We start from the raw sequence: 13,590 nt of genomic DNA on the forward strand, positions 1-13,590 counted from the left end.
GAAGCCGCCCTGATGAGCCCATCGTTCGATGTTGTGGAACTCGCCACGACCTATGCCAACAAATCCGCCCAGGACATCCTGAAACTCGCGTTTGCCGAGTTTGGCGATGACCTGTGGATATCTTTCAGCGGCGCCGAGGACGTGGTGCTGGTGGACATGGCCTGGAAGCTGAACAAGAACGTCAAAGTGTTCAGCCTCGACACTGGCCGTTTGCACCCCGAGACCTACCGCTTCATCGATCAGGTGCGAGAGCACTACAAGATCGACATCGAACTGGTGTCCCCGGACTACACGAAACTGGAACCATTCGTGAAGGAAAAGGGCCTGTTCAGTTTCTACAAGGACGGCCATGGCGAATGCTGCGGCATCCGCAAGATCGAGCCGCTGCGTCGCAAGCTGTCTGGCGTGACCGCCTGGGCCACCGGCCAACGCCGCGACCAGAGCCCTGGAACCCGCAGTGCAGTCGCCGTGCTGGAAATCGACACCGCTTTCTCCACCCCGGAACGTACCCTGTACAAATTCAATCCGCTGGCGCAAATGACCAGCGAAGAGATCTGGGGTTACATCCGCATGCTTGAACTGCCGTACAACAGCCTGCATGAACGCGGCTTCATCAGCATCGGCTGCGAGCCCTGCACCCGCCCGGTACTGCCGAACCAGCACGAACGTGAAGGCCGCTGGTGGTGGGAAGAAGCGACGCAGAAAGAATGCGGGTTGCATGCGGGGAACATCATCAGCAAATCCAAGGCCTGATCCCGAGCCTTATGGAGATCCCCTGTGGGATCGAGCTTGCTCGCGAATGCGGACTGACATTCAACATTCTTGTCGACTGATACACCGCTATCGCGAGCAAGCTCGCTCCCACAGGGTCAGTGTGATCCTCTCAGAAATGTGTACACACGAATGTCACCATAGGTGCCATTTATGTGTGCACTTTTTGTTTATGCGCCCCAAAAAGTTACAGCGCCCTTTCCTGACTTCCCCAGTCGCGTTTTCCCGCCCACTTCGCTGAAAAATAAATAGCTGTTCAATCGGTCAATTTATATCGCTTTTTTTTCAACCACTTATCCACCCTCAATAACAATTCGAAATGAGCGCTGCAATTGATAGATTCAGAGCTGGCATGGATCTGGCTTAAGTGCATACATGTTTTGTATACAATCGTACAAAAACATACACACACTTTAGATCCGCAAGCCTGAAGCGCCCTATCCCGTACAGGCTGCAGATGCCCCGTAACCAATGATGCTTGCCGCCAGCGACGAAGATTTGTCGAGCTCACGCTCATGCACAGTCATCGCGACGCCAAGCTCGGAGCCTGCCGGAATGCGTACTAGCCCCTCCAATAACAACATCGCGCTGGATCTGCCCTCCTTCCCAACCACTGCTCAGGATCAAACCTTTCAAGAACCCGTGTTACTCAGCCCGCGCCTGCACAACAAAGACCTGGCGCCGACCAAAGCCGAAGGTCGACGCTGGGGTCGCTACAGCATCTTTGCCCTGTGGACCAACGATGTGCACAACATCGCCAACTACTCCTTTGCCATCGGCCTGTATGCGCTGGGCCTGGGTGGTTGGCAGATTCTGCTGTCGCTAGGGATTGGCGCGGCGCTGGTGTATTGCTTCATGAACCTCTCGGGCTACATGGGCCAAAAGACCGGCGTGCCGTTTCCGGTGATCAGCCGGATCAGTTTCGGCATTCATGGCGCGCAAATTCCTGCATTGATCCGCGCCGTTATCGCCATCGCCTGGTTCGGCATTCAGACGTACCTGGCGTCGGTGGTCTTTCGCGTGTTGCTGACGGCGGTGCATCCCGGCTTCGCCGAGTACGACCACGACTCAATCCTGGGTCTATCGACCCTCGGCTGGGTATGTTTCGTGGCCATCTGGCTGGTGCAACTGGGCATCCTTGCCTATGGCATGGAAATGGTCCGGCGCTACGAAGCGTTCGCCGGACCGGTGATTCTGCTGACCGTCGCCGCCCTCGCCGGGTGGATGTACACCCAGGCCAACGCCACCATCGCCTGGTCGATTCGCGAACCGCTGACCGGTGGTGAGATGTGGCGCAACATCTTTGCCGGTGGTGCGTTGTGGCTGGCGATCTACGGCACGCTGATCCTCAATTTCTGCGACTTCGCCCGTTCTTCGCCGTGCCGAAAAACCATCAAGGTCGGAAATTTCTGGGGCCTGCCGGTAAATATTCTGGTATTCGCGGCCATCACCGTCCTGCTCTGCGGTGCGCAATTTCAGATCAATGGCCGGATCATCGAAAGCCCGACCGAGATCATCGCCTCGATCCCCAACACCTTCTTCCTGGTGCTCGGTTGCCTGGCGTTCCTGATCGTCACCGTGGCTGTGAACATCATGGCCAACTTCGTCGCCCCGGCGTTTGTGCTGAGCAACCTGGCACCGAAATACCTGACCTTCCGCCGCGCCGGGTTGATCAGCGCGACCATCGCCGTGCTGATCTTGCCGTGGAACCTCTACAACAGCCCGCTGGTGATCGTGTATTTCCTGTCCGGCCTCGGCGCCCTGCTCGGGCCGTTGTACGGCGTGATCATGGTCGATTACTGGCTTGTACGAAAAGGCCAGGTCAACGTGCCGCAGTTGTACAGCGAAGATCCCAATGGCGCCTATTACTACAGCCGCGGGGTCAATTTACGCGCGGTGGCGGCGTTTATTCCTGCAGCGTTGATCGCCATCGTCCTGGCACTGGTGCCTGGTTTCCACTACGTGTCGCCATTTTCCTGGCTGATTGGCGCCGCGATTGCAGGGATGCTCTACCTGATCATTGCCAAACGGCAGCCGCACTACGCCGACGTCAGCGGTGAAAGCATCGCGGTCGATAACGTCAGCCATTAATCCCGTGACGGCCCGGCGATGTCGGGCTGCAGAACCTTTGCGCTATAAGGATTTTCCATGCGAATTCTCGTGGTCAACGTCAACACCACCGAATCCATCACCCAGGCCATCGCCCGGTCAGCTCAAGCAGTGGCGGCACCGGGGACGGAAATCATCGGCCTGACGCCCTACTTCGGTGCCGACTCCATCGAAGGCAATTTCGAAAGCTACCTGGCCGCCATTGCCGTGATGGACCGGGTGATGGCCTACGACCAGCCATTCGACGCGGTGATTCAAGCCGGATACGGCGAACACGGTCGCGAAGGTTTGCAGGAACTGCTCAACGTGCCGGTGGTGGACATCACCGACGCCGCCGCCGGCACCGCGATGTTCCTGGGCCATGCCTATTCGGTGGTCACCACCCTGGACCGCACCGTGCCGCTGATTGAGGACCGACTGAAACTGTCCGGGCTGTGGGACCGTTGCGCATCGGTACGGGCCAGTGGTTTGGCGGTGCTGGAGCTGGAGTCCGATCCGCAGCGGGCACTGGAAGCGATTGTGCGTCAGGCGGAACTGGCCGTGCTTGAGGACAAGGCCGAGGTGATCTGCCTGGGTTGTGGCGGGATGGCCGGGCTGGACGAGCAGATCCGCCAGCGCACCGGGGTTCCAGTGGTGGATGGCGTGACGGCGGCGGTGACGATTGCCGAGTCGTTGGTACGCCTTGGATTGTCGACATCGAAAGTGCGGACGTATGCGACACCGCGGCCCAAGAACATCATTGGCTGGCCGGGACGGTTTGGCAGGTAGACCGCGATGAACGATGGAGCGGTCTCAAGCCAGGCTCAAACCGCACTGAACCGCTGCACCAACCCCTGTTGCGCAAACTGCTCAATGATGAAATCCACAAACGCCCGGGTCTTGCCGGGCAGCAGTTTGTGTTCCGCGTAATAGATGGAAATGTTGCCATCGTCGACATACCAGTCCGGCAACACCCGCTGCAATGTCCCGGCCTCCAGATAAACGGACGCAAACGGCATGCTCACTAATGCAATGCCCAACCCCTGGGCCGCCGTCGCACAAGCGGCCTCCGAATCGCTCATGGTCATTCGCGCCTTGAGCGTCAGCGGGCTGTTTTGCCGGGTACGACTGGTCAACTGCCAGGAACGCACGCGCCCTGTCTGCGGCGACCGAATCAGGATGCCATCGTGATCCGTGAGATCTTCAGGCTCAAGGATCGCCTGCCGCCCCTCCAGATAATCAGTCGACGCCACCAACACCCGATGCGCCGGCGTCAGCTTGCGCGCAACCACGCCTTGCGGCAGTTCAAAACCGCCGCCAATCGCCGCGTCGAACCCCTGCGCAATCAAATCCACCTGGCGGTTATCGAAATGCCAGTCCGGGCTGATTGCCGGAAACCGTCGTAGAAATTCGCCCAGCAACGGCACCACATACAAACGCCCGAACACCGTGCCCATGCTGACCTTCAGCGTTCCCGCCGGGCGCCCTTCAGCGCTCGCCAGGTTGGCCACGGCATTCTGAATCGTGAGCAGGCTGGAACTGACTTCGCCGAGAAACAGCTGCCCGGCCTCGGTCAGCGTCAGGCTGCGCGTGCTGCGCTGGAACAGGCGCACGCCGAGGCGAGCCTCAAGCTTTGCAACACTTTTGCCCACCGCCGCCGGGGTCAGGCTCAGGCGCCGCGCGGCTTCGGCAAAACTTCCGACTTCGGCGCTGCGCACGAAGCATTCGATACTGCTGAAGGTTTCCATAAGCACCACTATAAACTTTTGGTTTACACAGACTATCGCAATAACCGTCTACTCAGCGGGTAATCCTGAATCGATACTAGGCTCCATCAACCGAGACAATCTCGCCTCGGGACTCTGGAGATCGATATGACTACTCATAACCTCAGCGGCAAAGTGGCTTTGATTCAAGGCGGGTCCCGCGGAATCGGCGCCGCCATCGTCAAACGTCTGGCCGCTGAAGGCGCGACCGTTGCCTTCACTTACGTCAGCTCCACCGCCAAAGCCGAAGAACTGCAAAACAGCCTCATTGCCAATGGCGGTAAAGCCCTGGCCATCAAGGCCGACAGCGCCGACGCCGAGGCCATTCGTAATGCCGTCAACGCCACCGTCAAAGCCTTCGGTCGCCTCGATATCCTGGTCAACAACGCCGGCGTGCTGGCCGTTGCACCGCTGGAAGATTTCAAACTCGAAGACTTCGACCAAACCCTGGCCATCAACGTGCGCAGCGTGTTCGTCGCTACCCAGGCCGCCGCAAAACACATGACTGAAGGCGGTCGCATCATCAACATCGGCAGCACCAACGCCGACCGCATGCCCTTCGCCGGTGGTGGCCCGTACGCCATGAGCAAATCGGCACTGGTCGGTCTGACCAAAGGCCTGGCGCGCGACCTGGGCCCGCGCGGCATCACCATCAACAACGTACAACCGGGCCCGGTCGACACCGACATGAACCCGGCCAGCGGTGACTTCGCCGAGAGCCTGATCCCGTTGATGGCAGTGGGTCGCTATGGTAAAGCTGAAGAAATCGCCAGTTTTGTTGCCTACCTGGTAGGTCCGGAAGCCGGCTACATCACCGGCGCCAGCCTGACCATCGACGGTGGTTTTGGCGCCTGATGCTTTAAACCGCAAAAAAAAACGCCGGCAAATCTGCCGGCGTTTTTGTGTCTGCTGCTTTATGCCCACTCAAGCGCCGGCAAACCGCAAGCGCTCGGTATGAACGCCTTCAGCGTACGAAGAATGCCATCGGCGTGTGCGTACTTTTCGTCAGCCATCGCTGCGTCCGGAATCGCAATCGCGGTCATCCCCGCCGCTTTCGCCGCCGTGACACCGAAGGGTGAATCTTCAAACACCAGGCAATCTGCAGGCGCAACGCCCAGGCGCCGTGCTGCCGTCAGGAAGATGTCCGGCGCCGGTTTGGCCGCGCCCACTTCCGGGTCGTCAGCTGTCACGACGAAATCGAACAGCGCGAACCAATCGCGGTGCAACGTGGTTTTCTGACCAAACGACTGACTCGAAGAACTGGTGCCGACCGCAATGGGAATGTTGTGAGCCTTCAAGTGCCGGACCAGTTCTTCGGCGCCGGGCATCGCCAACGCGGTCGGAAAAAGCTCGCGCATCAGTGGCTCGCGGATCACCAGAAACTCTTCGGCAGTAATCGGCAGGTCCAGGGCCTCGACCACATAACGCGCCAGATCACCCGCGCCACGACCGATGATGTTCTGCTTGATGCTCCAGTCGAAGACCCGGCCATACCGCGCGGCAATTTGCGCGGTCACCTGGGTATAAATGCCCTCGGTGTCCAGCAGCAAGCCATCCATGTCGAAAATCACGGCCTTGATCGGGCCGAACTCATTGAGCGTTGCATTCATCGCATCGGATCCGTTTTTTACTGACATCCCAGAGGCGGCGCAGGTACGGCCGGGTCCGTGATCGATTAAAGGATTCAGCAGCATAACGAGCGTCGCTGGCATTGGGCAACGGGCAATGCCTCACGGAAACAAAAAGCGCTCGTCGTCATTTAGCGATTTCCCCTACATAAAACGCCTCCTTTCCCGACTTCTTTAGCCGCTGATCCCAAGCAAAGTCTCGCGCTCAAATTTGATCTGCGCGAGGGACTGCGAATGTTCGTACCGGACAAGGTACTGGCCTTGAATAACGCCATCGGCCTTCTGGTGGTCGCCGCGATGGACCCCGAGAAGCCGGATGTCGAAGCGCTGCTCGCTGATTTTCGGCTCTGCCTCAATGACTACGATGCCTGGGCGCAAAGCTTCTGGACCGGCAAGGCACTGGATATCGAGCAGGTGTTAAAGGTCGGTAACGAAGTCCGCCTGGTCGCGCCAAAAACCGCCACCACTCCCGTCAGCGCCACCGTCGCCGCGTGCCCGGCCGCCGGTCCCCTGACCTTGGTGCACATGTTCGACGCGGCGCGTTTTGTGCCGATCGGCGATACGCCGGTGATGCTTGAGCCGTTGGCCTCTGACGGTACATTTGGCGAGCCGGTCTATCACCAGATCGGCCCCAGCGGCGTCCTCGAAATCCCCGAGTGCGACCGCAGCCTGCGGTATCGAATCACCTTCTTTCCGAACGTTTCCGCGGCACATGTCAAAGCGCTCTATGCCTCCTATCAAAGCGTCATCGTCGATCTGGAAGGCTGGTTGCGTAACGAGTGGACCAGCGAATTCGAATCCTCGTGGGCCGAATTCGCTGAGGCCGGATTCATCAAACGCTACGGTCAGCTGCAACAGGCCGATTGGCGCGGTTTCGAGAATTCGCTGAACAGCTTGTGGGATGACGTGAAGCAGATCTACGCGCTGATCACGGACCTGCAAGCCAACAGCCAAAAACTCCTTGAGTACCTGACCGAAACCGAACTTGAAACACTGCTGAACGCTTCGGCTGAATCGATTGCCAACCTGTTGCTGGTGTTGAGTGACGAGCCGCTGATGTTCATTCATCTCGCCGCCATCACCAGTTGGTTGCGGATGTTACCGCCGCAGTTCGTCGCCGAAGTCGTGGCAGAAATTCGTACCGGAATACTGATTGGATTGCTGCTGGCGCGCTTCAGCGGTAACGCAGGACTGACGCTCGGCATCAGCGCCAAGGTCCTGGACAAGGTCAAATCGGACCGTGCGCGAAACTGGCTGGCCGCCGCGAGCCTGAGACTGGCGGCGCTCGGCACCCGATCCGACCTGACTGACCACGCCGGCGTTCTCAAACCTCTCGCGGTCCACGCTCGAAAAGCATCGGTGAACCCCGCGCCCGCGGTGCCGTTGCAAATCAGCACGGGCGGCACGCCGGTGTTGCTGGTGAACAACCCGGTCGCCATTGCTCGCGACAAGTCCGCAGCCATGACTCGATTGACCCGGCAGGAACACCGGGATGACGCCCCCGAGCAGGCGAAAAATCCCAATGGCGACAGCGCCGATTGTGGGCCGCTGACCTGCACCAACGGCTGCCCGGTGTCGATGGTCACCGGCGAAGAGTTGCTGACCCTTGATGACGGCTCGCTCAACGGTTTGCTGCCATTCGCGTTTACACGCCTCTACCGTACCAGCGCCGTGGAAATTGATTGCGGGCTGGGCTGGGGCTGGAGTCATTCGCTGGCGCATCGGCTGGAGCTGGGCGCAGAACACGTCGTCTGGATCGATCATGAAAATCGTCGCACGAGGTTTCCGCTACCAAGCGCCGAGCGCCCGGCCATTCACAACAGCCTGTCGCGCGCGGCGATTTATCTGGGGGATCAGCCTGAAGAATGGGTGCTCGCGCTGGCTGGCGAAGCCGTGCGGTTTTACCACTTTCAAAGCGGTTGCCTGACCGCGATCAGTGACGCCTACAACAACCGACTGCGCATCACCCGCGACGGTCAGGGGCGCATTCAGCGGATCGACAACGGTGCAGGTCGGTCACTGCTGCTGCGTTATGAGCGCCGGCACATCGTCGCGGTCGAGTATCAGTCATTCAGTTCCGACGCACCTGAAAACGCCTGGCGTACCGAGCAAACGCTGGCTACTTATCGCTACGACGCCCGTCAGCGACTGATCGAAGCCACCAACGCCGCCGGTGAAAGCGAGCGCTACGACTACGACGATCACCACGTCATTCTGCAGCGGCAACTGGCCGGTGGGGCGAGTTTCTTCTGGGAGTGGGAACGGTCCGGCAAGGCGGCGCGATGTGTGCGGCATTGGGCTTCGTTTGCGCAGATGGATACGCGTTATGCCTGGGATGACGACGGCGCGGTGTTGGTTAAAAACGTCGATGGCAGCGAAGAGTTTTATGTCCATGACGATAAGGCGCGGCTGGTGCGGCGGGTTGAGCTGGACGGCGGCGAACAGCTCAAGGCCTACGACGACCAGGGGCGGTTGATTGCCGAGCAGGGTCCGCTGGGCGCGGTGACCGAATACCGCTACGACGAAGTCGGACGGCTGGTGGCGCTGATTCCACCGGAAGAGGAGCCAACGTCCTACGAGTATCGCAACGGTTTCCTGCATGCGCGTTATCGCGGTGAAGCGGTGTGGACCTGGCGGCGCAATGCCCAAGGTGACGTTACCGAAGCCATCGATCCTGACGGGCAGGTCACCCACTATCACTACGACGCTCAAGGGCGGGTGCTGTCGATCCGTTACCCGGATACCAGCCGGCATGTGTTCGTCTGGAACGCCTTAGGGCAACTGCTCGAAGAGACCTTGCCGGACGGTGGTCAACGGCGCTTTTCCTACGATGCACTGGGGCGGCAGCTTACCCGTCAGGACGAGCATGGCGCTGTTACGAAATACCAATGGGACGCCGTCGGCCGACTGATCCAGACGACGCTGCCGACCGGCGCAAGTCGTGCTTACAGCTACAACGCCTACGGCAAGATCACCGCCGAACGCGACGAGCTGGGCCGCGTCACGCGTTACGAATACCTCGACGATCTGCACCTGGTCAGCTGCCGCCTCAACGCGGACGGCACCGAGCTGAAGTATCGCTACGACAACGCGCAGTTGTTGCTCACGGAAATCGAAAACGAATCCGGCGAACAATATCGGCTGGACTACACCCCCGGCGGCTTGATCCGACAGGAAACCGGATTTGATGGTCAACGCACGGCGTACGCCTACGACCTCAACGGCCATCTGCTGGAGAAAACCGAGTTTGGCGATGACGGCACGCAGCTTTTTACAAGTTATCAACGGGATGCCGCTGGACGCCTGTTGGTCAAAAAACTGCCCGATGGCGTCAAGGTCCAATACCGCTACGACAGCCTCGGCCGATTGGTCAGCGTCGACGATGGCCACGACCATCCGCTGGAATTCGCGTACGACCAACAGGATCGCCTGATCACCGAGCATCAGGGCTGGGGCACGTTGCGTTATGCCTACGACGCCTGTGGCCAGCTCAACCATCTGCGTCTGCCCGACGGCAGCAAACTCGATTATCACCACGCCAAGGGCGGCGCACTCACCGCCATCGACCTCAACGGCGCGCGGCTCACGACCCACCAGTTCGTCTTCGGTCGCGAACGACAACGCCAGCAAGGCCAGTTGCTCAGCGACTATGCCTACGACGATCAGGGTCGCCTGAAGGCTCACTCAGTCAGTCAGCAGCACCAAGCGTTGTACCGCCGCGACTATGCCTACAGCACCAACGGCAATCTCGACAGCATCGCCGACACCCGTCACGGCCAACGCAACTACACCTACGACCCGCTCAACCGCCTGATCCGCGTCCGTCACTTGCGCGACCAGCCGCCGGAAAGCTTCGCCCACGACCCGGCCGGCAACCTGCTGATGCAGGACCGTCCCGGTATCGCGAAGGTTGTTGGTAACCGCCTGCGCATGCAAGGCGACCGCCATTACGACTACGACGCCTTCGGCAACCTGATCCGCGAACGCCGCGGCACCGCGCAAAAACTCGTCACCGAATACCGTTACGACTGCCAGCACCGGCTCATCGGTGTCACGACACCGGACGGTCGTTGCTCCAGCTATCGCTACGACGCCTTCGGCCGCCGCATCGCCAAGACCGTCGACGGCAAAACCACCGAGTTCTTCTGGCAAGGCGACCACCTCGTCGCCGAAAGCGGCCACGAACACTACCGTAGCTACGTCTACGAACCCGGCAGCTTCCGCCCACTGGCCATGCTAGACGGCAAAGGCCCGCGCAAGGCCTGCCCGTTCTACTACCAACTCGACCACCTCGGCACGCCCCAAGAACTGACCGACTACAGCGGCGACATCATCTGGGCCGCGCAATACACCGCGTATGGCCGCCTGACCCGACTCAACCGCGATACCCATCAGGTGCTGGATCAGCCGTTGCGGTTTCAGGGGCAATATTTCGATGCCGAGACGGGGCTGCATTACAACCGACATCGTTATTACAACCCGGATGTGGGGCGGTATCTGACGCCGGATCCGAGTGGATTGGCAGGTGGGTTAAACGGGTATCAGTACACAAGGAACCCGACGGGGTGGGTTGATCCGTTGGGGTTGAGTGAGTGTCCTGGGGGGGATGGGTGTCGCAAGCCTTCGTTTGGGGATGAAGTTGAGACTAATAAGGCAGCGACCAACGATCCCGATCCAGTACTACCAAAGCCAAAAGAAGAGGAAGATTACCTATATCGTGGCGATGAGAGAGAGCCTCATGATGTGTTTGAAACTGGTTTCAATAGCAAAGGGAAAAGTAATGACTTGTTACTTCACTCTATAGATAGCGATCATCCGCCAAGCAATTTTATTAGCACATCGACATCTAGAGAGGCGGGAAAACAATTCGCTACTGGGTATCACACAAAAATAGGTTACCTATATACACTCAACAAAATTCCGGGCCACGACTTAAAGAAAGAGTTAGGAGCACTGTATTTATTTGATAAAGAAAAAGAGATTGCCATAAAAAAACATATAAGAAATGAAGATGTACTCGGAGCAACACTGATACTTGATAACGGGAAAGAATTCGGCTACTCAATACCAAACCCGAATAGAAAGGTGCAAAAATGATACGGACCGTTGAAATTACGATTGAGAGAAACGGAAGAAAAGAGGTTGCTCAATTAGACTGCGACAACGAAAATGTCACAATTAAATTCACAATGCAGAATGGATTTTGCAAAACATACTCAGACAGTGATTTTTATAGATGCTTTGCTCGCATTAGAGAAGACAACTCAGATATAAACTTTCTTTGCAAAGGCGCAAAGGTAAACGTACATCCATCCAGTATGTCATCCCAAATGTCCCTTGGACTAAAAGCATATGAACTGACTTTAGGCCAAACACCGGACCTCAGCGATGTAGTCTACATATTTGATTATGAAGAAAACAACCTAACTAACGACCCGAAGGAACAGCAAACATACTTTAGAAAATGGATTGAAACAGAAAAACACTAAATACTTTACAAACCAAAAGCCCGGACTATGCCCGGGCTAGTAATACTTTCCTTCAACGTTAGCGCCCTCGCCTTGCTCCCCCCCAGAACAAGCAGTTTTCAACTCGGCTCACCCGAAGCGTCATTACCCGCTATATCCGGGTCTTCCGGGGTGGCTTCTACATCGCCACGTTTTACATCATTCGTGCGCAATTGCTCCTCTGCGGCGTCGTCATCCGGTGGACGTTGATCGCGACTCAAAGAATCGGTGGGCGAAGGCAGCGGGTATTCAGGGGTTTCGTCGATGTCGGCGTCTTTCGGATCAGCGTTCATTCAGCACCTCTCAAAGGGCCTGAAAAGCAGGCCCTGAAATTTCGAGGGCGAGTCTCCGCGAGTGTTCGATCAAAGAGACGATCGGTCGATCCGCTCGAATGCAGGTCAATCTTCTTCGTTTTCTTCGTCTTCGTCCTCTTCTTCATACTCGACGTTACCCACATCACCGGCATCATCGGAATCGTTGAGCGGCACCGTAGCGTCATCCATTAATGAACCTGGATCTTCGTTGCCGGGATCATTGATGAATGGCAGTCCGCTCGGGCCTTTTTCTTCTTTGCCTTCGGTTTCAGGTGTCATGACGTGCCTCGTAGGATTCAGGGATCTATGAAGTTCGAGGCGGGCCACAGCCAAACGTTCCGATACTCAACAAACAGACACGAAAAACCCGGCACCAGGCCGGGTTTTTTCTGTCACTCGCTGACGAATCAGTGATTTTTGTTTCTGTGTTTGTTCTTATGCTTGTGGCCGTTTCCGGAATGAGAACCGCCACCGCCGCTGTCAGTGCCCAGGTTGTTGCCTAGGGCGCCGCCTGCTGCACCGCCAAGGCCTGCGCCAATGGTCGAACCGGTAGATCCACCAAGGCGATTACCGACCAGCGAACCACCGGCAGAGCCCAGACCACCGCCAATGGCTGCTTCTGTGCGACTTCCCTTTGGAGCGCCGACGGCACTGCCAGCCGCGCCACCCACACCAGCGCCAATCGCCGCGCCTGTGCTGCCGCCCATGCTCTGGCCGACCACGTTGCCCAATACACCGCCTAAACCACCGCCAACTGCCGCAGTGCCGTCACCGGCAGCCATTGCACCTTGAGCGACCAAAAGTCCCAGAAACAACGTGGACAAAGTCAAACGCATGATATGAACCTCAAATTCCGCATCGGGGGTAAGAGTACGCTCTGCGGATGGCCGTGAGTCTAACACCTGCACTCACTGAATCCGGTCAGCGATGAAGGTTGGACAGCTTTTAATTCGAAGTAAGCGAAAAAGAAACATTCAGATACGAAAAGCCCGGCATAAAGCCGGGCTATTCAGCAAATCAATCCAAAATCAGTGGCGCTTGTGACCCAAGTTGCTACCTACACCGCCACCCAACGCACCACCCAAGCCCGCGCCGATGGTAGAACCGTTCTTGCCGCCCAGGCTGTTACCGATCACCGAACCGCCCGCCGCGCCGACACCGCCACCAATGGCTGCTTTGGTGCGGCTGCCTTTACGTGCAGCAACAGCGCTGCCGGCTGCGCCTGCAACGCCAGCACCAATCGCCGCGCCAGTGCTGCCGCCCATGCTCTGGCCGACCACGTTGCCCAACGCACCACCCAGACCGCCACCGATCGCCGCAGTGCCATCACCGGCAGCCATTGCACCTTGAGTCACCAGAAGTCCCAGAACCAGAGCAGGCAGTGTTAAACGCATGACGAAAAACCTCAGAAATAGGGGAAACCGAAAAGCCGGGGATTGAATGCTTTTGAGGAGGTAACGTCCACACAAAAACCACCGTACCTCGCAATTAGCGACGGTTGGACAGTTTTTATGGA

At 58.0% G+C, this 13,590-nt stretch carries 12 protein-coding genes; 6 read left to right on the top strand and 6 right to left on the bottom strand.

All coding sequences use genetic code 11. From position 1 onward, the window contains the following. Nucleotides 1-12: 12 nt before the first annotated feature. The 3 genes from HNR03_RS03355 (at nt 13) to HNR03_RS03365 (ending at nt 3,648) form a co-directional block, all read left to right on the top strand. Nucleotides 13-753, top strand: coding sequence for a phosphoadenylyl-sulfate reductase (locus HNR03_RS03355; RefSeq protein ID WP_008042297.1), 741 nt, complete (start codon nt 13-15; stop codon nt 751-753). Between the two features lie 573 nt (nt 754-1,326). After that, the gene (locus HNR03_RS03360; protein WP_259150853.1) at nt 1,327-2,862 is read left to right on the top strand and encodes an NCS1 family nucleobase:cation symporter-1; all 1,536 of its coding nucleotides are present in this window, start codon (nt 1,327-1,329) and stop codon (nt 2,860-2,862) included. Nucleotides 2,863-2,919: 57 nt separating this feature from the next. After that, entirely contained in the window at nt 2,920-3,648 is a 729-nt protein-coding gene (locus HNR03_RS03365) for an aspartate/glutamate racemase family protein (protein ID WP_259150855.1), read from the top strand. 35 nt (nt 3,649-3,683) lie between these two features. Here HNR03_RS03365 and HNR03_RS03370 read toward each other — a convergent pair whose 3' ends face one another. Further along, nucleotides 3,684-4,607, bottom strand: a complete 924-nt coding sequence (locus tag HNR03_RS03370) for a LysR family transcriptional regulator (RefSeq protein ID WP_222585392.1) — start codon at nt 4,605-4,607, stop codon at nt 3,684-3,686. A gap of 126 nt (nt 4,608-4,733) precedes the next feature. Between HNR03_RS03370 and HNR03_RS03375 the strand changes: the two genes are divergently transcribed. Continuing rightward, the gene (locus HNR03_RS03375; protein WP_222585391.1) at nt 4,734-5,480 is read left to right on the top strand and encodes a 3-oxoacyl-ACP reductase family protein; all 747 of its coding nucleotides are present in this window, start codon (nt 4,734-4,736) and stop codon (nt 5,478-5,480) included. A 59-nt stretch (nt 5,481-5,539) separates the two neighbouring features. Here the strand turns inward: HNR03_RS03375 and HNR03_RS03380 are convergent, their stop codons facing one another. Continuing rightward, complete coding sequence (locus tag HNR03_RS03380; protein WP_259150863.1) at nt 5,540-6,235, bottom strand: HAD-IA family hydrolase; 696 nt, start codon at nt 6,233-6,235, stop codon at nt 5,540-5,542. Nucleotides 6,236-6,487: 252 nt separating this feature from the next. On the opposite strand from HNR03_RS03380, the gene HNR03_RS03385 reads away from it, so the two are divergent. After that, nucleotides 6,488-11,350 (top strand): RHS repeat-associated core domain-containing protein, encoded by a 4,863-nt coding sequence (locus tag HNR03_RS03385; protein ID WP_259150865.1) that lies wholly within the window; start codon nt 6,488-6,490, stop codon nt 11,348-11,350. Next, nucleotides 11,347-11,742: a hypothetical protein gene (locus HNR03_RS03390; RefSeq protein WP_259150867.1), complete on the top strand. Its 396-nt coding sequence runs from the start codon at nt 11,347-11,349 to the stop codon at nt 11,740-11,742. Before HNR03_RS03385 ends, HNR03_RS03390 begins: the two co-directional genes overlap by 4 nt. A gap of 98 nt (nt 11,743-11,840) precedes the next feature. Here the strand turns inward: HNR03_RS03390 and HNR03_RS03395 are convergent, their stop codons facing one another. The 4 genes from HNR03_RS03395 to HNR03_RS03410 form a co-directional block, all read right to left on the bottom strand. Continuing rightward, nucleotides 11,841-12,053 (bottom strand): hypothetical protein, encoded by a 213-nt coding sequence (locus HNR03_RS03395; protein WP_222585387.1) that lies wholly within the window; start codon nt 12,051-12,053, stop codon nt 11,841-11,843. A gap of 105 nt (nt 12,054-12,158) precedes the next feature. Continuing rightward, nucleotides 12,159-12,353 carry a hypothetical protein gene (locus HNR03_RS03400; protein ID WP_259150869.1) on the bottom strand — a complete coding sequence of 65 codons (195 nt, stop codon included), beginning with the start codon at nt 12,351-12,353 and terminating at the stop codon, nt 12,159-12,161. 128 nt (nt 12,354-12,481) lie between these two features. Beyond that, on the bottom strand, nt 12,482-12,910 hold the full coding sequence (locus tag HNR03_RS03405; protein ID WP_090181859.1) for a hypothetical protein: 429 nt from the start codon (nt 12,908-12,910) through the stop codon (nt 12,482-12,484). Between the two features lie 192 nt (nt 12,911-13,102). Then, a complete protein-coding gene (locus HNR03_RS03410; protein ID WP_259150873.1) occupies nt 13,103-13,468 on the bottom strand; it encodes a bacteriocin in 366 nt (121 codons plus the stop codon). Nucleotides 13,469-13,590: the final 122 nt, after the last annotated feature.

Origin of the sequence: Pseudomonas sp. JAI111 (assembly GCF_024809425.1) — a bacterium.
GTDB lineage: Bacteria > Pseudomonadota > Gammaproteobacteria > Pseudomonadales > Pseudomonadaceae > Aquipseudomonas.

Excerpts from the sequence above, each read along its gene's own strand:
- HNR03_RS03355 (WP_008042297.1), top strand. The coding sequence starts at position 13 with ATGAGCCCATCGTTCGATGTTGTGGAACTCGCCACGACCTATGCCAAC.
- HNR03_RS03390 (WP_259150867.1), top strand. The coding sequence starts at position 11,347 with ATGATACGGACCGTTGAAATTACGATTGAGAGAAACGGAAGAAAAGAG.
- HNR03_RS03385 (WP_259150865.1), top strand. The coding sequence starts at position 6,488 with ATGTTCGTACCGGACAAGGTACTGGCCTTGAATAACGCCATCGGCCTT.
- HNR03_RS03405 (WP_090181859.1), bottom strand. The coding sequence starts at position 12,910 with ATGCGTTTGACTTTGTCCACGTTGTTTCTGGGACTTTTGGTCGCTCAA.
- HNR03_RS03365 (WP_259150855.1), top strand. The coding sequence starts at position 2,920 with ATGCGAATTCTCGTGGTCAACGTCAACACCACCGAATCCATCACCCAG.
- HNR03_RS03380 (WP_259150863.1), bottom strand. The coding sequence starts at position 6,235 with ATGAATGCAACGCTCAATGAGTTCGGCCCGATCAAGGCCGTGATTTTC.
- HNR03_RS03360 (WP_259150853.1), top strand. The coding sequence starts at position 1,327 with ATGCGTACTAGCCCCTCCAATAACAACATCGCGCTGGATCTGCCCTCC.
- HNR03_RS03370 (WP_222585392.1), bottom strand. The coding sequence starts at position 4,607 with ATGGAAACCTTCAGCAGTATCGAATGCTTCGTGCGCAGCGCCGAAGTC.
- HNR03_RS03375 (WP_222585391.1), top strand. The coding sequence starts at position 4,734 with ATGACTACTCATAACCTCAGCGGCAAAGTGGCTTTGATTCAAGGCGGG.
- HNR03_RS03395 (WP_222585387.1), bottom strand. The coding sequence starts at position 12,053 with ATGAACGCTGATCCGAAAGACGCCGACATCGACGAAACCCCTGAATAC.
- HNR03_RS03410 (WP_259150873.1), bottom strand. The coding sequence starts at position 13,468 with ATGCGTTTAACACTGCCTGCTCTGGTTCTGGGACTTCTGGTGACTCAA.
- HNR03_RS03400 (WP_259150869.1), bottom strand. The coding sequence starts at position 12,353 with ATGACACCTGAAACCGAAGGCAAAGAAGAAAAAGGCCCGAGCGGACTG.